Origin of the sequence: Paenibacillus sp. S28, from assembly GCF_016624415.1 — a bacterium.
In the GTDB taxonomy this organism is placed as follows: domain Bacteria; phylum Bacillota; class Bacilli; order Paenibacillales; family Paenibacillaceae; genus Paenibacillus_AQ; species Paenibacillus_AQ favisporus.
The window spans coordinates 314337-331911 of sequence record NZ_JACVTM010000003.1 but is presented as its reverse complement, the minus strand read 5'-3'; the positions used below and the strand labels follow the sequence as shown (position 1 = coordinate 331911).

General features: G+C 54.6%; 17 protein-coding genes. 5 read left to right on the top strand and 12 right to left on the bottom strand.

Annotated elements, in window-relative coordinates; genetic code table 11:
* Nucleotides 1–42 precede the first annotated feature (42 nt).
* From IAE55_RS10130 to IAE55_RS10095, 8 genes are all read right to left on the bottom strand, one after another.
* The gene (locus tag IAE55_RS10130) at nt 43–1134 is read right to left on the bottom strand and encodes a carbohydrate ABC transporter permease (RefSeq protein WP_089546004.1); all 1092 of its coding nucleotides are present in this window, start codon (nt 1132–1134) and stop codon (nt 43–45) included.
* A 1-nt stretch (nt 1135) separates the two neighbouring features.
* Entirely contained in the window at nt 1136–2218 is a 1083-nt protein-coding gene (locus IAE55_RS10125; RefSeq protein ID WP_200631960.1) for a carbohydrate ABC transporter permease, read from the bottom strand.
* A 141-nt stretch (nt 2219–2359) separates the two neighbouring features.
* Entirely contained in the window at nt 2360–3772 is a 1413-nt protein-coding gene (locus tag IAE55_RS10120; RefSeq protein ID WP_105441613.1) for an ABC transporter substrate-binding protein, read from the bottom strand.
* 352 nt (nt 3773–4124) lie between these two features.
* Complete coding sequence (locus IAE55_RS10115; protein WP_145159863.1) at nt 4125–5129, bottom strand: LacI family DNA-binding transcriptional regulator; 1005 nt, start codon at nt 5127–5129, stop codon at nt 4125–4127.
* A 113-nt stretch (nt 5130–5242) separates the two neighbouring features.
* Nucleotides 5243–5389, bottom strand: coding sequence for a hypothetical protein (locus tag IAE55_RS10110; protein WP_200631959.1), 147 nt, complete (start codon nt 5387–5389; stop codon nt 5243–5245).
* A 130-nt stretch (nt 5390–5519) separates the two neighbouring features.
* Complete coding sequence (locus IAE55_RS10105) at nt 5520–6287, bottom strand: MerR family transcriptional regulator (RefSeq protein ID WP_145159865.1); 768 nt, start codon at nt 6285–6287, stop codon at nt 5520–5522.
* A 156-nt stretch (nt 6288–6443) separates the two neighbouring features.
* Nucleotides 6444–6797 carry a winged helix-turn-helix transcriptional regulator gene (locus tag IAE55_RS10100; protein ID WP_234489423.1) on the bottom strand — a complete coding sequence of 118 codons (354 nt, stop codon included), beginning with the start codon at nt 6795–6797 and terminating at the stop codon, nt 6444–6446.
* 130 nt (nt 6798–6927) lie between these two features.
* The gene (locus IAE55_RS10095) at nt 6928–8007 is read right to left on the bottom strand and encodes a hypothetical protein (protein WP_200631958.1); all 1080 of its coding nucleotides are present in this window, start codon (nt 8005–8007) and stop codon (nt 6928–6930) included.
* A 142-nt stretch (nt 8008–8149) separates the two neighbouring features.
* Between IAE55_RS10095 and IAE55_RS10090 the strand changes: the two genes are divergently transcribed.
* Complete coding sequence (locus IAE55_RS10090) at nt 8150–8614, top strand: MarR family winged helix-turn-helix transcriptional regulator (protein ID WP_186327384.1); 465 nt, start codon at nt 8150–8152, stop codon at nt 8612–8614.
* Between the two features lie 28 nt (nt 8615–8642).
* On the opposite strand, the gene IAE55_RS10085 is transcribed toward IAE55_RS10090, so the two are convergent.
* Entirely contained in the window at nt 8643–9872 is a 1230-nt protein-coding gene (locus IAE55_RS10085; protein WP_145159869.1) for an MFS transporter, read from the bottom strand.
* Nucleotides 9873–10035: 163 nt separating this feature from the next.
* On the opposite strand from IAE55_RS10085, the gene IAE55_RS10080 reads away from it, so the two are divergent.
* Nucleotides 10036–10782 (top strand): MerR family transcriptional regulator, encoded by a 747-nt coding sequence (locus IAE55_RS10080; protein ID WP_145159871.1) that lies wholly within the window; start codon nt 10036–10038, stop codon nt 10780–10782.
* Between the two features lie 178 nt (nt 10783–10960).
* On the opposite strand, the gene IAE55_RS10075 is transcribed toward IAE55_RS10080, so the two are convergent.
* Nucleotides 10961–12694 carry a hypothetical protein gene (locus tag IAE55_RS10075; protein ID WP_200631953.1) on the bottom strand — a complete coding sequence of 578 codons (1734 nt, stop codon included), beginning with the start codon at nt 12692–12694 and terminating at the stop codon, nt 10961–10963.
* Between the two features lie 385 nt (nt 12695–13079).
* Here IAE55_RS10075 and IAE55_RS10070 point away from each other — a divergent pair, with 385 nt between their 5' ends.
* Together IAE55_RS10070 and IAE55_RS10065 are read left to right on the top strand one after the other, a co-directional pair.
* The gene (locus IAE55_RS10070; protein ID WP_145159875.1) at nt 13080–13823 is read left to right on the top strand and encodes an SDR family NAD(P)-dependent oxidoreductase; all 744 of its coding nucleotides are present in this window, start codon (nt 13080–13082) and stop codon (nt 13821–13823) included.
* A 242-nt stretch (nt 13824–14065) separates the two neighbouring features.
* On the top strand, nt 14066–14635 hold the full coding sequence (locus IAE55_RS10065; RefSeq protein ID WP_145024998.1) for a TetR/AcrR family transcriptional regulator: 570 nt from the start codon (nt 14066–14068) through the stop codon (nt 14633–14635).
* Nucleotides 14636–14638: 3 nt separating this feature from the next.
* On the opposite strand, the gene IAE55_RS10060 is transcribed toward IAE55_RS10065, so the two are convergent.
* Nucleotides 14639–15301, bottom strand: a complete 663-nt coding sequence (locus IAE55_RS10060) for an O-methyltransferase (protein ID WP_145159877.1) — start codon at nt 15299–15301, stop codon at nt 14639–14641.
* 146 nt (nt 15302–15447) lie between these two features.
* Between IAE55_RS10060 and IAE55_RS10055 the strand changes: the two genes are divergently transcribed.
* Complete coding sequence (locus IAE55_RS10055) at nt 15448–16338, top strand: LysR family transcriptional regulator (RefSeq protein ID WP_145159879.1); 891 nt, start codon at nt 15448–15450, stop codon at nt 16336–16338.
* Between the two features lie 75 nt (nt 16339–16413).
* Here IAE55_RS10055 and IAE55_RS10050 read toward each other — a convergent pair whose 3' ends face one another.
* Nucleotides 16414–17436, bottom strand: a complete 1023-nt coding sequence (locus tag IAE55_RS10050; RefSeq protein WP_200631951.1) for a methyltransferase domain-containing protein — start codon at nt 17434–17436, stop codon at nt 16414–16416.
* Between the last annotated feature and the right edge of the window lie 139 nt (nt 17437–17575).

Below are 17575 nucleotides of genomic sequence, written 5' to 3'. Positions count from 1 at the left end.
CGCAAGGGCTTCATTATATGTTCATGTTACCCAGCGGTACCGTTAACCTTTCACTGATCCGCCCATCAGTCCTCTGACGAAGTACTTCTGGAGCAGGAAGAAGATCGCAAGCGGCATCAGCATCGAGATAAAGGCGGCGGACGTCAGCAGGTGCCAGTCGTTGCCGCGGGAGCCGACCAGATCGGCGATTTTCATCGACATGACCTGCACTTCCGGCTGGTTGCCGATAAAGATCAGCGAGACGAGGTAGTCGTTCCATACCCACAAAAACTGGAAGATGCCGATGGAAGCAAGTGCCGGGACCGACAAGGGCAGGATCAGCCGGCTGAAAATCGTGAAGTGGGTAGCCCCATCCATAAAGGCCGATTCGAACAAGTCCTTTGGCAGCTGGCTGATGAAGTTGTACATAAAGTACGTAACCAGCGGCAATCCGAACGCCGTATGCGCCAGCCAGATCCCGAGGTAGCTGCCGTTCAGGCCGAGCGAAGTATAATCCTTCAACACGGGGATCAGCGCCACCTGAATCGGAATGACCAGCATCGCGATAATGACGACGAACAGTGTCTTGCGCCCCGGGAACCGCAGCCAGGCGAAGGCGTAGGCGGCGAAGGATGCGATCAGGACCGGAATGACCGTCGCCGGTACCGCAATCGTCAGCGTATTCCAGAACGCCTGGGATAAGCCGGTTCCCTTCTCCTTCGACTCGCTGCCGTCGGCATTTTTGATCGTATATTCCTTGCCTGTGATCACGTTCTTATAGTTATCGAGCGTCAGTTTGGACGAGCCGACCCAGCCCTGATCCTGCACGCTGATTTCGCGCGCGCGGCGGTTTTCCCAGGTCAGCCGCTTTCCGTCCTGCATGACGCCGCTCTTGAGCTGGTCGTCCGTATACGTCTGGCCGTTCACTTCGATCGGCCCGCGCAGGTCGACATCCTTGGACAGCTGAATCGTGTCTTTCGTTTTCCATTCCTGGTGAGGGAATACCTTCCACCATCCGGTCTCCAAAATATCCGCGGCCGGACGGAAGGACGAAATCAGCAGCCCCAGCGTCGGCAGCAGCCATACGAAACAGATGATACCGAGCACGATGTTGACAATCCACTTTTTGCTTCTTCTTTTCTTTTTGCCTGCCATGTCAGAATCCCCCCTGCTTGCGGAACTGGCGCAAATTGATGATGATGACCGGCAGGACGGCGATCAGGAGCACGATGGCCAGCGTTGAGCCGTAGCCGAAGTTCCGGTACATGAAGAACTGCCGGTAGAACTGGGTCGCCACCACTTCCGTGCCGTACTGTCCGCCCGTCATGACCATGACCACATCGAAAATTTTCAAGGTGAACACAATGATCGTCGTCGTGACGGTCAGAATCGTCGTCGAAATAAACGGAATGATGATGCGGAAGAAAATGCGGATTTCGCCGGCTCCGTCGACGCGGGAGGCTTCCAGAATATCGTCCGGCACGCCCTTGATGGCCGCCGAGAAGATGACCATGGCGAAGCCCGTCTGCATCCAGATCAGGATGATGATCAGAAAGAAGTTGTTCCACGGCTGGAGCATGCTGACCCAGGCCTGGGGCTCACCGCCGAGCGCCATGACGATGGCGTTCAGGAGGCCGATCTGCTCGTCTCCCGGCTGGTAATAGTACACAAACTTCCAGATGACGCCGGCCGCCACGAAGGAAATGGCCATCGGCATGAAAATGATCGATTTTGCGATCCGCTCATAACTGCTCCGGTCTGCAAGAATGGCAATCAGCAGCCCAAAGGCGACACACGCCAGTGTTCCGACGAAAACCCACAGCAGGTTGTTGCGCAGCGCGGTCGCGAGCAGCCGGTCGCTGAAAATGGCCACATAGTTGCCCAGACCGACGAACTTATCAGAAGACGCATTGAAAAAGCTCAGGTACAGCGTACGCAGCGCCGGCAGCACGAGCAGCCAGCCCAGCACCAGAACCGCCGGCCCAATAAACACATACGGGAGCACGCTGCGGCTGATCCGGTCGGGAAACTTCTCCACCGCCCAGGTAAACGTATAGTAAATCAAGTAAACGCCCAGAACGCCCCATAGAACGGCCAGCACTGCGGTAAGCAGCGGGTTCAGGGACGAATCCCGGAAAAAGACGAAAATCACGCCGTTGACGGCGATATTGGCGATCAGGACGCCCAGAAAGATGAGCAGCGCCTTGATGCTGAATCCCGGTTTCGTTTGCGTATTCATAGGTATCCTCCTAAACAGACGACTTCATGGGTAGATCAAACGCGGGGAGGAAAAAGAGAGGCCGACGGATCGCTAAACCCGATCAGCCTCTTTGGTTGCCCATCCCTGCTTCTCCGCTGCCAAAAAGCTAAGCGGCTGCGGTTAGTTGTTCCAGCCGGCCTGAATTTGCTTCAGCGCCTCATCCAGCGTCGCGGTGCCGCTGACATAGTCGGTCATGCCCTTCCAGAACGTGCCGGCGCCCACTTTGCCCGGCATCAGGTCGGAACCGTCAAAACGGAGGGTCGTCGCATCCTGGACCAGCTTCGCCATGCGGCGGTCGGACTCGGATGTGTACCAGTCGAGCGAAGCGTCGTTCATCGGAGCGATCACGCCGCCGGACTGCACCCACGACTTAATCGATTCGCCGGTCGTGAAGAACTCCATCACCGCGCGGACTTCCGGACGGTCGTTGAACATGGCATAGATGTCTCCGGCCACAAGCACCGGTTTGCCGTATTTCGAATCGATCGGCGGCAGGTAGAACCAGTCGTAGTCCTGGTCGACCTTGGCCGTTTCAGGGAAGAAGCTCGTAATAAAGTTGCCTGTCAGGTTGAACCAGGCTTTCGGAGGATTCTCGAACATCGGCTTCGGCGCATCGCCGAAAGCGGTCGTCACGATCGATTTGGTGCCGCCATACACATAGTCCTTGTTCATCCAGATTTTGGACATGAGCTCAAAAGCGTTTTTCACTTCAGGCGATGTGAAAGGCAGCTCGCCTTTGACCCATTTGTCGTAGTTTTCAGGTGTTGTCGTGCGCAGCATAATGTTTTCGATCCAGTCGGTTCCCGGCCAGCCGGTAGCCGCGCCGCTCTCGATGCCGATCGTCCATGCCGGGTCTCCGTCCTTGGCGATCTGCTCGGTCAGAGCCATCATTTCGTCCCAAGTTTCCGGAACTTTGTAGCCGGCTTCCTCAAACTGCTTTTTCGGATACCAGACCAAGCTCTTCACGTTGCTGCGGTTCCAGATACCGGCCATAATTTTGCCATCCTTGCCATCCATCGTCCCCATGTCGAGCCAGCTTTGATTGTAGTTCTTCTTCAGTTTCTCCTGGTCCAGAACTTTGGTCAGATCCACCACTTTGCCGGTCTTGGCAATTGAGGCCAGCAGGCCTGGCTGTGGGAAGTCGGCGATATCCGGCGCATTGCCGCCGTCCACGCGGACGTTGATGGTCGCCTCGAACTCCTTGGAACCTTCATATTGAATATCGATGCCCGTTTTATCCTCAAAGTCTTTGATGCTGGACTCGAATTTCTTCTGGTCCGCATCCACAAACGGCCCGAACATCGTCACTTTGGTGCCTTTATATTTGCCCTGAAGCGCCTCCTCCAGCGGCGAACCCGGTGTGGCCGCAGGCTCGGTTGCCGCCGCTGTCGAACCTCCGTTGTTAGACGCCGTACCAGCAGGTTCTGCCGAAGGACCTGCATCCTTGCTGCTTCCGCAGGCGCTCATCACCATTGTAAACGACAGTCCCAGCACCATCAGCAGCGATAGTTTGGGCTTTGATGTTTTTTTCATTTTGGAACATCCCCTTTTCTTCATTTAGAAAACGATTCATGATTCCTGATTCAGGTTACGGATGCCATCACGGGTTCCTAGCTTAGCGGCCGCTCACCCCCTTCACAGAATTGAATTCGGAGCCCTCCTGAAACATCCAGTTCATATACCATTGAACATATTCGTCAAATACAACGCTTACATGAATCCGGGAGGAAATCTCCCTCTGAAAAGCTTTTCAGTATCGTGTAAAAAAAAGAGCTATCGACGTAACTTCACAGCAGACGGACCGCATTTAGCGGAAGTTTTTCTTGCGAGATCTGGAAGCGGAAGCTCCGAAGCTTTTACTTTCTGATCTCTAAAAAAGATCTGCTTATCTCTGGCGGGATGACTCCCTTACGATCAGCTTATGCTTCATCATCTCCTTTGGGACCTTCACACTGCCTGTCGTAAGCAGTTCATGAAGCTTCTCCGCTGCGCGGTATCCGAGCTCGTAAATCGGCTGGGCCACCGTCGTCAGCTTCGGAATGAACATATTCGCCATCCGCAGATTGTCGAACCCGACGACCGACACCTGACCCGGCACGAGAATATTCCGGTCCTTCAGATACGAGATCGTCCCCATGGCGAATTCGTCCGCCACGCAGAATACGGCCGTAATGTCCGGATGGGCGGAAAAAAGCTCGTGCGACGCATGGTAAGCCTGCTCGAACCGGTGCTCCGCATAAGCCACCTTTCCGATGTTGTGGGTGAGCCCGCCTTCCTTCATGGCCCGGACGAAGCCTTCGTAACGCGGCGGCCCCGATACCGAGTTCACATGGTTGAAGCCGATCATACCGATCTCCCGGTGGCCCAGCTCAATGAGGAACTTCACGGCCTCATAGGCGGCCTCCTCGTCGTCAACCTCGACGCTCGGAACCTCGAATTCGTCCGAATGCGAGGACAGCAGCACGAACGGGATGCGGCATGCGGTAAGCTTCTCATAGTACTCCGGATACAGGATATCGCTGGCGAAGACGATGCCGTCCACCTGCTTCTCGCGGAAGGCGTCGATGTACGACAGCAGACGGTCCTTGTCGCGGTCGGTGTTGCAGATCATCAAGCTGTATCCGAGCTTGACGCAGGCGTCCTGCATCCCCCGGATGATCCCGGCAAAGTACATGTTCTCGATATCCGGGATGAGGAGCCCGAGGGTAAAGGACTTTCTGTAGATCAGTCCCCTGGCAAAGGCATTCGGCTGATACTGGAGCTTCTCGATCGCTTCGAGTACGCGTGAGCGCTTGGCCTCCACCACCGATTCGGGCGAGTTCATGACCCGCGAGACCGTGCTGATGGAGACACCGGCCATTTTGGCAACATCTCTGATTGTTGGTTTCATGTAGGCAACTTCCTTTTTAAGAAAACCTTTTCAAGGCGATTATAGCAAGGGTATTTCGAGTTGGCAATACCTTTTTTTAAGCGCTTACATCACCTTTTTATTCCGAAACGTTTTTACTCATTGAAGGTGCCTATAGCTGCATAGGGAAAGGTTCTTCGTCCTCCCAGCAAAAAAAGCCCCATCAGGGCTTTTAGGTACGGCACCAAACGTTTGCGGTTTCTTGCGGGAAGGTCAGCTGTACATTTCCATTCTTTATTCATGAACTGCGGCGTCCTGAATCCATATTTTACAAAAAAAAACCGCCCTTCCGTCTAGTCTTCCCAGGCCGTTTAGGCGATCTTATTTTCCTTGCTTGGTATTCTTTTTACTTGGTCACTTCGCAGTCCCGGTTCAGGACTTCGCCATCCCTGTGTAGACCAGAATCGCGTCCCGCAGAAACTCCGCCGCTCCCGGCTGCTTCGCATCATAGTAAGCCTTGAAGCGCTCGTCGTCCACATACATCTGGGCCAGCCCGGCATGCGCCTCTTTGCTGTAATCGCTCCAGTAGTACGTCAGCCACTGCTTGTGGAGGTCAGCCGCCTTCTGGGCGAGCTGACCGGCAGGATCTCCGGTTTGATAAGCCTGCCCAAGCGTGGACAGCACCTCATCGGCCAAGCGCGATACCTCTTCATACTGCTCCTTGGTCATGTTTTTCACCTTGGCGTTGGAACGTTCAATGGCCGCATCCCCGTACTTCTCACGGATTTCCTTGCCGTACTTCTGTTCGTTATCGTCAATGAGTTGTTGTTTGAAACCTTCAAATTTCTGCTGATCCGTCATGTTCATTCTCCCTTCCTGATACTGGATCGTCCGTTCCACGTTGGTAATCAGCCGGTCCAGCTGCCTGCGTTTGTCAAGAAGCTTCTCACGATGTTCCTTCAGAGCTTCGCTGCTGTTAAAAGAAGGTGAGGACATCAGCTCCTTGATGCGGTCAAGGCTTACGTCCAGCTCTCTGAAAAATAAAATTTGCTGCAGCCTGTTCACCTCATCCTCCCCATAAATCCGGTACCCTGACGAATTGATCCTAGCCGGCTTAAGAAGACCGATTTCGTCATAGTACCTCAGGGTCCGGGTGCTGACGCCCGCGAGCCTTCCCAGCTTCTGTACGGTGTATTCCATGGGGTCACCTCCTGACGGTTTCACTGTACACCTTTACGCAGCGTCAATGTCAAACCCTATTTTGCACACAACAAAAAGGGCTTACCAGGCCGACCCTCAGACGAAAGCCATGCCGTGCAGCCCTTGAAGTAACATTTGAGCTATTGCTTTGTTTCATTACTCGGCTGAAGCCGGGTTTCGTCCGCCCCATTTATCCACCCATCGCTCCATTTCCTTTAAGGCGAGCTGGAAATCGGCGCCCTTCTCCGTCAGCGAATATTCGACGGTCACCGGGACCGTGGGGAACACCTCGCGGTTCACAAGTCCCATCCGTTCGAGATGCCGGAGCGTATCCGTCAGCGACTGGGTTTTGATCACGGACGCATTGCGCTGAAGCTGATTAAACCGCTGCGGGCCCTTCAGCAGTTCATCCAGTACGAGGAACGCCCATTTGGTCTTCAGGATTTGCAGAACCTCGCAAATTTTCGAGCCCGACTCTTCGGGATCATATTTCAAAGCATGATCTTCCAAAGCGCTTCACCCCCCTCATGTTCGAGAAAAAAAGTACCGACGTTATCCCGCCTGGTCGGCAGGATGCTGCCCTGAATATATAGCTTCAGCATGCCCGTGTCAATGAGCGGATGGTACGCTTGCCGGATTCCTACGGCCGATCATAAAGCTCGCCCAGTGCCGAAAACGAAGCCTTCGTGTCCCACGGCATCCCGGGATAGACCACCCCTGTCCGCCCGTCTTTGAACGTGCGCACGACGCTGTAGCTCGCCGTATCCAAGTTAAAGGCCGGCTCTTCATCATACGGATAGCTTGGCATGGCAAACGTAAACCAAAAGGCTCCATCCACCCCTTCTTCCTGAAAAATATCGAAAAGATCCCTCATGTACCGGACCTGCACCTGTTCGTCCCTCACGATGCCCTCCCCCAGCCGCTTGGGCGAATGTCCATGATCTACGGCGTTCCAGCCATAACCACCCCGGTCCTGCGCCCCTTCGTAGGTGCAGCATCCGAATTCCGTGATGACAACCGGTTTCCCGTACTTAAAATAGGCGCGCAGCTGCTCCCGGTAGCGCTTATCGTTATACGCATCGCGGTAATGATCGGCCGAAACGATGTCAAAGGGACCCCAATTCACATTTTCCCACGTACCGGAAGCATAGGTGACTTGCCCGTGGAAATGCTGCCGGATCACGTTCACGGCTTTGCTGAGAAAAGCGTTCAGACGCTTATGAAAAGCTCCCTTTCGAATGGTGTATTTGAGCAGCCGCCAAGGGCTCATCAGCACCCCGATCCGGTCGAAGGACGTAGCTCCTTCCAATATCCCTTTCATGAACAGGCTCAGCTCGCATCCAGCCACAAACACGACGTCCGCTCCTTTTCGCCGCAGCGTCTCCGCCGCGATTGCACATTCCCTGTAGTACTCAAGCATCGCTTGTTCTTCCTCATCGATAAGAGCCGGGGAGAACCACACCTCGAGCCCCTGATGGAGAGCGCATTCCGAAGCCGCCACCAGCCTGCCCACATCCCTGCCCGAAATACGGATACTGGTGCAGTGCAGCTCGCTCTGGATGATCTCCATTTCCTTCCGGACGGTCTCCGGATCAAAAAGTTCTCTCGAGGAGGGCTGATCCGGTCCGCGGGTGTACGTTCCGACATCATAGTTGATTCCCCTCCGGCGAGGACCGCCGCTCTTGCGATTAATTGAATCATTGGCCATGCTGCGGGTCATTAGGGTTCCTCCTCTGTCCCGTTTTAATTAATAATTATTTACTATTGCTGTTGATATTTTGCGTTAATACGTGAATAATATAAATAAATATTTACTACCTGTCAAATGGACAGGGATGAAGGAGAACGAAGGAGAACACGCCATGAATTCAGACAACTCCAGGCTTGCCGCAGCTTATATTCAGCTGATCCCGCTGCTCCACCGCGGCTTTGACATGCCTTCGGCGCGGCAATTGATGCCTGAGCTGACGCATTTGCAGTACCACGTGCTCGAGGCTTTATATCATCAACCGGATAGTTATTCGATGAGCCTTCTGGCCAAACATCTGCACATATCCAAGCAGCAGCTTACGCCCCTGATCGCCAAGCTTGAAGAGAAGGAATGCCTCACCAAGCAGCCTGACCCTCAGGATAAGCGTCAGATCGGACTGTCCTTGACCGAGAAGGGCCGGCGAATCGTGAGCAGCCGGTGGGAGTCCTTCCACCACGAGCTGAGCCAGCAGCTGGACCGTCTTAGCGAGGAGGACCGAAGCGATCTCGGCTTCTGCCTTGAGAAGATGACCCGAATTCTGCGCCGGTTGGATCCGGATACGACTAAGGCGGATTAGCCCGGCCTGTCCGGCCGAGCTTGATCCGTTACTCTGGCCGGCTTGCGGGAGCGGATTCCCGTTGCCGGTACAGTGGGAGCACGATAAGCAGGCCGATCAGCAGGCACAAGCCTGCCAAGCTGTAGATGATTCCGAGCGGTAAGCGGCCGGCGAGCACGCCGGACAGGCTCATCATCAAGAGCATGGCACCCGTCATAAGCGGCGTACGGATTCCGCTCACCCGTCCGATGTATTCGGGCTCCGTATGCTGCATGACGAGCGTTTGGTTACCGATGAATATCGCCGGCTGCAGCAGGGCGATAACGAACTGGGCTAGCATCGTGAGCCACAGCATACCGGACCATCCGGTGACGGCAATCCCGGCTGCATTGACGATCAGGCCGAGCATCAGCAGCTTCTGGGGAACCATGCGGCCGGCCAGCGCAAACGCGGCGATCCCTCCGGCAATCTCCCCGGCACCATACGGGATGGACAGCCATTTCAGGTGATCGGCGGGAAGACCGAGCTTGTCGGTCACGATGAAGACGCTTAGCGGCGAAATGAGGCCGATCCCCAGACCGACAGCCGCAAAACAAAGACTGAGCCGACCCAGTACGCGGTTCGAAGTGACATAACGGATGCCGTCCCTCATCTCCCGGAATACCGAGGTTTCTTTTCTTCGGCCGCCCCCTTCGGCCTTGGAATCGGCTGGAATCCATCCCAGCACGGCGGCGGACAGCAGAAAAACAGTCCCGGTCAAGCCCATGGAAACGCCGATGCCGAAGGTTTGATACACCCATGTCCCAAGAACGGGGCCGAGCACCATAAACACGGCAAATATCGTTTGCAGCATGGACATCGCCGGCTGGATCAAGTCCGCTGCGGCCCGTTCTTGAAACAGCCTCATTCCTGATGGCTGCGACAATTGGGACAGCACGGCGGATACCAGCGTCGGGAAGAACACGGCTTCCCAGGCACCCGATTTCATGGCCGCGAGGACGATCCAGATGGTGACGGCGGCGAGCGCATCGCACCAGATCAGCGTTCTGCGCGGCCGCCACCGGTCGGCGAACACGCCTCCGATCAAGGCAAATACCAACATCGGAGCATACTCGGCAACCGAGATCATAGAGACGGCGAGGGCGTCGCCGCCAGTCTTGTTAACCACATAGAGCAGCACCGCGAAGTTCCGGACCCAAATACCGGTTTGCGTCAGCAGATTGGAAATGAGGACGATCCGAATCCATGGATGATGTAACAGCTTTAACGAAGCGAACATATGTTAGACTCCCTTCCTGGTTTGGATTTCATCATGTGCGTTTCGGATTCCATGATGCAGCCTCCTCCAAGGGGAGAGTCAATGACTCATTTTTTCGGGTTCCCTGCTTGACTCTGACCTTAGGGGAGGCTATACACTAACCGCGAAAGGAGGAAATGACCAGGTGTACACCGTGAAAGAAGTATCGGAGCTGTCGAATGTCACGATCAAGACGCTCCACCACTACCACAAGATCGGCCTCCTGATGCCGAGGGAGATTACTGAGGCGGGATATCGGTTATACGGCATGGAAGAACTGGAGCGTCTGCAGCACATTTTGTTCTATAAGGAGCTCGATTTTCCGCTGGAGCAAATCAAGCAGCTGCTGGAGGATCAGCCGGGCAGAGCTGAGATTTTGTCCGGTCAAAGGGAACTCCTCCTAGGCCGGATGAGCCGGCTCGAGCGGCTTGTCCATACGCTGGATGAGTCCATTCAACATACACGGGAGGGAAAAGCGATGAATACGAAGGATATGTTCCAAGGATTTCAAAGCGAAGAGGAATGGAAGGAAGCGTTGGCGGAGCAGAACCGCCATATCCAGGAGAATTACGGATACGACATGCTGGAAGAAAACCGGGTGGATCCGGTCGAGATGAACGAGCAGGCCGCGGAAGCGGTGCGCTTTATGAACGGAATGGCGCAGGCGCTGATGGATGGCGTCAAATACGACGACGGGCAGATCCGGCAGCTGATCGCATCGCATCTGGAGGCTTTGAAGAAGCATGGACATGACACCGGACCGGACGCATTTGCCGCGCAGGCGCGTTTTTTCCTGCAGGATGACTTTCACCGGAACATGCTGGAGTCCCAGCAAACCGGCCTGTCCTACTATCTGTGCACCGCAGCCGAGGCGTTTGCGCAGAACGCTTAACAGGCGTATCGGAAGCCATCAAGATCTAGTGTCATCAGGATCGAAGGACGCAAAAAGACGGATCAGCTGCAGCTGGTCCGTCTTTTTTCCTCTCTCCAGGGTTTATTCATGGGAGGGGGCGATTGGAGATTTCCGCTTCCCCTTATAGTGCCGCTGACGCCGGCCAATTGCGTTTTCTTTAACGCTCCGAACCGGCCGAGCGCATCACCTGCACGTCTGCCATGACATGGCTGCCTTTATAAAAAGCATAAATCGTCGTGTTCCCTGCCCGCTTCCCGACCAGATTTCCTTCCGCATCGATATCCGCGATATCTGGGTTCTCGCTGCGGAACTTCGCCTGCTTGGTTACGTCGGTCTCCTTGCCGGTCAAGTAATCCAGCACCGTCAGACGGATATCGATCTGCGTGCCGGCGGCCAAAGAATACTCGTCCGAATCCAGTTGAAGCCGACCTTTGACCTTATCGAATTCGTCGCTGTCCTTAGGCAGCACCTGGACCTTGATCCTGGCGCTCAGCCCCTGGAATTCCGCAAGCAGATAGGTTTTCCCCTGCGAGACACCGATGACACGCCCGGAAGAGTCCGCCTCGGCAATGGACGCATCTTCGATGCTGTACACCGCCGCCGTGGACAGATCGCTGTGCGATCCATCCTCGTATACCGCCTCAAGCACGGAAGGAACGGTTTCCCCTTCTTTCAGCTTCAGTTCCTTTCCGGAAAAAGCAATGCTTGTCGGCTTGCGGTCACCTGCTGGCCCCTGCTCCTGAAAAGGGGCAACCTTAATGAGCTGGAACTTTGTCGTTTCCTCGCGCAGTACCGTGCCGGGAACGATGACGCCTCCGTCCGGACCGGCGGCACCGATGCCATAGCGGGATAAAGCAGCCTCCTTGAACAAGTGGCGGTTCAGAAAGTTACCGTCCCTGTCCACGGTCAGCACATCGTACTGGATTTTCCGGTTCGAAGGGCTTCCCGAATAGTGGCCCCCCAGCAGGGCGTATCCGTCGCCTAACGGAATCAAATTGTTAAACACCTCATAGTCCGAGCCCTCCGTCTTGAACGTCTTCTCCCACTGCGGCTCCCCGTTCAGATCCGTCTTCGTCAGAATCGTAATGCGCTGCTGGTCTACCGCCCGCTGGCTGCCGATCAAATAACCGTCGTCACCCGCGGGGATGACCGCGAAAGCGCCCCGGTCCGTGTGGGGATCGCTGATCTGCTTAGACCAGACCTCCTGCCCATCCGCATTCAATTTGACGATCAGCAGCGCGTCCGGATCCCCTGCCTCGTATTCCGGAGTATTCACCGCGCCCACCGCGATCAATCCGCCGTCGACCGCCGGAATCAAATCATCAAAATACTGGCTCTCCGCATAACGGTATTTGTTATACCACAGTTCCTGTCCCTGCCCATCGACCTTAAGCGCGTAAGCGGTCTCGTATCCCATCTTGGAGATGCCCTTGCCGCCGATAACGAAGCTTCCATCCTCCAGCTCCACCGCTGCCTTCGGTGTGCTGTAAATATAAGGATCATCCTGGGTCCGGTCCCACTTCAGACCGCCGTCGGCATCCAGTTTGGCCAGGTACATCTGGCTGTAAGGCTCACCGGCCTGATTGGTGGATGTTCCGTACACGAGATACCCGCCGTCCCTGGTTTCAATCGCGGACAGCGCTTCATTGGTGCTCGAACCGCCGTAAGCCAACCTTTGCTCCCATTTCACCTCTCCCTCCGGGCTGAGCTTCATGATATACGCTTGTTGCTCATAATCGTCCCACTCCCCGGCAGGCACGACTTCCGTATAGCTGCCCAAAGCCAGGTATCCGCCGTCCGAAGTGGGAAGAACGCCTTCACCGGCAGACCAGCTGCCGTATTCCCGGGACCATTCCATATGCGTCTGGCTGTCGCTTTCCGCGCGGACCACCCCCGCCTTTCCCCCTGGCATCATAATCAACAATACCAACATCATGCTTGTAAATCGCAGTAAAAACCTGGACATATGCGCACCCCTCACGTCTCGTCTGATTAAATTCCATAATATTTCAATCTGCTCTAATTATGGGTGCAAATCATTCAAGTGGGTATCCCCCTAATCTCTTAAATCCCTGTGTCGTATGAACGGTTTTCCGTTCACCGATCAAGGCTATCTGCAACCCTCTGGACCTAGTTCGATGGAATGAGCCCGCATATAGCGCCATTGCATTCGTCATGAAAGTGTGCTAATAATTATATGAACTATTTTACACGATGTAAACAAAATTCACTAAAGCAGGATTCGTTTACACTTTATATTGGGGAGGCAATCTGGCATGAGATTACAAGGCAAAGTGGCGATCATCACCGGGGCAGCAAACGGAATGGGTGCGGCGGAAGCGAAATTGTTTGCCAAAGAAGGCGCAAAGGTCGTCGCAACCGACTTAAACGAGGCGAAGCTCAATGAAATCGTTGCCGAAATTACCGCAAACGGCGGCGAAGCAGTGGCGCTGAAGCAGAACGTCACCTCGGAAGAGGAATGGAAGGCGATCGTTGCAAGAACGGTTGAGCTCTACGGCAAAGTAGATGTATTGGTGAATAATGCGGGCGTCGCAAGTCCCAAAACGATGGCCGATATGGAGATGGACGAGTGGAACAGAGTCATGGACATCAATCTGAACGGCTGCGTGCTTGGCATGAAATACTGCATCCCTGAAATGAAAAAGGCCGGCGGCGGATCGGTTATTAATATTTCATCCATCGGCGGCATTGTGGGCATGGCAGGCTCTAGCCCTTATACGGCTGCCAAAGGAGCGCTGCGCGCGTTGTCCAAATCCGCTGCCGTCGAGTACGGCAAGGATCGGATCCGCGTCAACTCCGTCCATCCCGGCATCATCGTCACGCCGATGACCGCTCCTTCAATGGCATCCGCTATGCCTTATTATGAGGCGCACACCCAGCTTCCTTACATGGGCGAGCCGGAAGACGTTGCTTATGGCGTCGTATTCCTGGCCAGTGACGAGTCCAGATTTATGACGGGTGCGGAACTCGTCATTGATGGCGGCTGGACAGCGCTGTAATCCGAGAGCATTTTTATCTATCCAAAAAAAAACAGGGGCTGCTTCTCAAATGGTTCGAACCTTTGAGGCAGTCCCTTTTTTTCTCGGCTATTCGGCATCCTTTTATTGCAAGATAGATCATCGGCAGATGACGTCCGGCTGCCTTGAATATACGTCGGATGACGTTTTTTATGCTAGTATAGAGTTACCAAAAGATAGGTGTGATGTGGGTGGAAAGAAAAGATCCAAGGCAAGTGCATTCGATGAAAAAAATACAACGGGCTTATTTGTCGCTGATGCTGAAGGAAAACGAAAAGAGCATCACCATTCAGCGCATCTGTCAGGAAGCTCATGTAACGAGGCCTACGTTTTATAAATTGTATAAAGATATCCTGGAATTGCGCGTCGACCTGCATAATGCGATTTTAAACGATTTAAGGCAGTCCTTGACCATTACCCATCCCAAAAGGATTGACGAGCTGCGTTCCGAAGACCTTCCGGAAAACATGGTCGCCCTGTTTGAGCATATCATACAGAACCAGCTTGCCTATGAAGTCATGCTCGTGTATAAACCGGACGACTTATTTATTCAGGAAGTTAAAAACATCATCAGGCATTACGTAGAAGACGGCATTCGCGTATCCCAAACGTCCGAAGAAGGGCTCCGCATGGAGATGTCCTTCGTCATTGCCTACACAACGGGCGCTTATTTGGAAAGCATCGTCTGGTGGGTTCGCAGCAACTATAAATATTCCGCCGTCACCATGGCGTCCAAGCTGCTCGAAATCTCCTTCCACGGGCCATATAAAAACCCGATTTTATGGAATAAGTAACACTTATTTCACGATGCCAATCATAAACCCGTCGTACCCCTTGCTCCCTACCGTCTGCAGCGCCGTGGCCGAAATATTCGGATGCCCGCTGAGCATATCGTAGAACGTTCGGACACCCTGCACCCGCGGGTCAGTGCTGTGCCGATCGGCAATTTCCCCGTTGCGGATAACGTTGTCCCCGACAATGACCGTTCCCGGCCGGGAAAAATGCAGCGCCCAGCGGAGATAGTTCGGATTGTTCGGCTTATCCGCATCGATAAAAATGAGGTCAAACGGCTCCACCCCCTCTTTCTCCATTTGGGCCAGCTGTTCAAGCGCGTCCCCGGTGCGTACTTCGATCGTCTGTTCCAGCCCCGCCCGGGCGATGTTCTTCATGGCGACTTCGGCATGATGCGGACTCAGCTCCAGTGTGATGATCCGCCCGCCTTCACTTAAGCCTCTAGCCATCCATATCGTGCTGTAGGCCCCCAGCGTCCCGATTTCCAGGATCCGTTTCGCCCCTTTGATCTGTACGAGCAGCTGCAAAAACTTCCCCTGATTCGCCGTTACATCGATTTCCGGGAGGTCCGCCTTCCGGTTCGCCACGATTACTTCGTCCAACACCCGGTCATTCGGGCAAAGCCGGTCGACAATATACTCATCTACTTGTTCCCATACAGGATTCATTCCCCGTCACTCCTCATCAATTGATTTCATCTTTAGGATAGAAGCGCTTCTGGTTCTATTGTAGATCGTCTATAATGATATGAATAATATATCTTTCGCCGATTTTCATACATTAAAGATATGAGTGGATGAGGAGTTGAAATACCTTGAACCTGCACGCCCTGCGCTTATTTCATGTGATTGCTTCCACCGGGAGCGTGACCCGGGCATCCGAACTGCTGAAGATCAGCCAGCCTGCGATTACCGCCCAGATCAAGAAATTCGAGAAGGAGCTGTCCCTGATCCTGCTTGAACCGCAAGGAAGGGGCATCCGGCTGACCGATGCGGGGGACAAAATAGCTGCGCTCGCCAAGAGGCTGTTCGCCGTCGAGCAGCAAATCGAGCAGCTGGCGCGGGATTATGGGCAGGGTACGGCCGGCCATATCCGCCTGGCGGCGACCTACCTACCTGCGCACTTTCTCCTCCCGACCTGGCTGGCAAGATTCAAGCAGCAGTATGAGCAGGTCGAGATGAGCATCACCACGACCAACTCCAGCGGGGCGCTCCGGCAGCTGCTGAGCGTCGAAGCCGACCTGGCTATCTATGGCGGGCTGCCGGAAGAATATCCGGACACGATTCAGACCGAGGAGCTGTTCCAGGACGAGCTGTGGTTCGTCGTCGCGCCGAATCATAAGTTTGCGAACCACCACCTGTCGCTTGCCGAAATGATGAGCGAGCCGTTTGTCATGCGCGAGGAAGGCAGCTCCACGCGGGAGCGGCTGTTCGCGCTATGCCGCACCTACAACGCCCCAGCCCCCAAGGTAGCTCTGCAGTTTAACGGTCTGCACGAGGCGATCACCGCCGTCATTGCCGGATACGGCGCGAACTTTGTCTCCTCGCTGGTCGTACGCGAATATGTGGCGCGGGGAGAGCTGTGCCGGGTCTATGTAGACGACGTCAGTTTGACGAACGTCATCGCCATCTGCACCCGCAAGGATGAGCCGCTGTCTCCGGCGGCCGCAAACCTGGTCGAGCTGATCCGCAGCCGCCCGGTGTAATGCGGCAAGCACAGTCGGCACACTGCATTCCGCCATATTGCCCGAAGTCCGTTTTAGCCGTGAGACAGGGCCGGACTAATCTTTTTGCAGCAAATAAATGGACGGATGCAGTCCCTTCAACCGGAGGTCGGCTACCGTGGCCAAACGGAGATCCGCTTTCTCGGCAGCCGCCAGCAGAGGACCCCCCGCATCGGTTAAACAGACGATCTGACCTCCTGGTTTCAGCACCCGCTTCATTTCTCTAAGCACTCCTTCATACAAAACGGGAATGCATGCTATGGACGAAATTTGTCTTCCAAAAGGAAGATTGGTCACCACTTTGCCTGCATATCCCGAATCCAGCGGCAGGCGCTGCGCATCCCATTCCTTAAGATGTACACCGGAAGTGTGTCCCACGTTGGCACGGGAAGCTGAGACGGCTTCCTCAGAAAGGTCTCCGCCATGAATGCCGGCGTGAGGATACGCACAGCGCTCGGACAGCACGGTTCCTGATCCGCAGCAGGGGTCAACGAAGATGTCGTCCTTCTCCGGACGGGACACCCACACGAGCGCGTGCGCAACGGTCGGCCGCAGGGCAGCCGGCGCAAATTCCCGCGTCTTTCCCCTATACCTGAACGCCGCATCCGTTATCCTGATGGCAAAGACAGCCTCTTCCTGAACCAGATCGAGCCGAAACTCGAGCTGATGACCGCCGCTGTGATCTTGTCTAAAATGCCGATAGCGCCGCATGATTCCCAATTCCGCAGCCTCTGCCGCATCAAACCTGCTGTAGGTATGGTTTCCCGCTCGGCTGGCATTGACCTTAAAGCTGATCATTCCGGAAGAATCCGGGCGGATCATGGATAAATCCAAACGGAAGATTTCTTGTTCGATATGGTGTAAATGCAATTTATGAGGACCCACCGGGAACCGGTGGATGAAACGATACAGATTGTCGGCAGTCCGCAGCGTCAGAAAATACTCTACTGGCAAGTCAGAGTCAAAATAAACCTTTCCCCTGACCTTGTCCCCAATACGTACCCCGGAAATTTTAGCCTGCATTTCATCGGCGAGAATTTCTTCCAGCCCAGGCAGTACAGTAAAAAAGTAGCGTGGCATACATCGATCACCTCGTCATTGATGGTAAGCATAGAATGAAGCCCGCAGAGCGCGGTTTTTGCCCCGGCGGCCGGTTAAATGTGTTTCGAACATTTGCCCCGGAAACAAAAAAACACGAATGAACCAAAGTCCATTCGCG

What these genes read in the sequence shown, in the direction of transcription:
- IAE55_RS10130 (WP_089546004.1), bottom strand. Translation starts at nt 1,134, where the DNA reads ATGGCAGGCAAAAAGAAAAGAAGAAGCAAAAAGTGGATTGTCAACATC.
- IAE55_RS10125 (WP_200631960.1), bottom strand. Translation starts at nt 2,218, where the DNA reads ATGAATACGCAAACGAAACCGGGATTCAGCATCAAGGCGCTGCTCATC.
- IAE55_RS10120 (WP_105441613.1), bottom strand. Translation starts at nt 3,772, where the DNA reads ATGAAAAAAACATCAAAGCCCAAACTATCGCTGCTGATGGTGCTGGGA.
- IAE55_RS10115 (WP_145159863.1), bottom strand. Translation starts at nt 5,129, where the DNA reads ATGAAACCAACAATCAGAGATGTTGCCAAAATGGCCGGTGTCTCCATC.
- IAE55_RS10110 (WP_200631959.1), bottom strand. Translation starts at nt 5,389, where the DNA reads ATGAATAAAGAATGGAAATGTACAGCTGACCTTCCCGCAAGAAACCGC.
- IAE55_RS10105 (WP_145159865.1), bottom strand. Translation starts at nt 6,287, where the DNA reads ATGGAATACACCGTACAGAAGCTGGGAAGGCTCGCGGGCGTCAGCACC.
- IAE55_RS10095 (WP_200631958.1), bottom strand. Translation starts at nt 8,007, where the DNA reads ATGACCCGCAGCATGGCCAATGATTCAATTAATCGCAAGAGCGGCGGT.
- IAE55_RS10090 (WP_186327384.1), top strand. Translation starts at nt 8,150, where the DNA reads ATGAATTCAGACAACTCCAGGCTTGCCGCAGCTTATATTCAGCTGATC.
- IAE55_RS10085 (WP_145159869.1), bottom strand. Translation starts at nt 9,872, where the DNA reads ATGTTCGCTTCGTTAAAGCTGTTACATCATCCATGGATTCGGATCGTC.
- IAE55_RS10070 (WP_145159875.1), top strand. Translation starts at nt 13,080, where the DNA reads ATGAGATTACAAGGCAAAGTGGCGATCATCACCGGGGCAGCAAACGGA.
- IAE55_RS10065 (WP_145024998.1), top strand. Translation starts at nt 14,066, where the DNA reads ATGAAAAAAATACAACGGGCTTATTTGTCGCTGATGCTGAAGGAAAAC.
- IAE55_RS10060 (WP_145159877.1), bottom strand. Translation starts at nt 15,301, where the DNA reads ATGAATCCTGTATGGGAACAAGTAGATGAGTATATTGTCGACCGGCTT.
- IAE55_RS10050 (WP_200631951.1), bottom strand. Translation starts at nt 17,436, where the DNA reads ATGCCACGCTACTTTTTTACTGTACTGCCTGGGCTGGAAGAAATTCTC.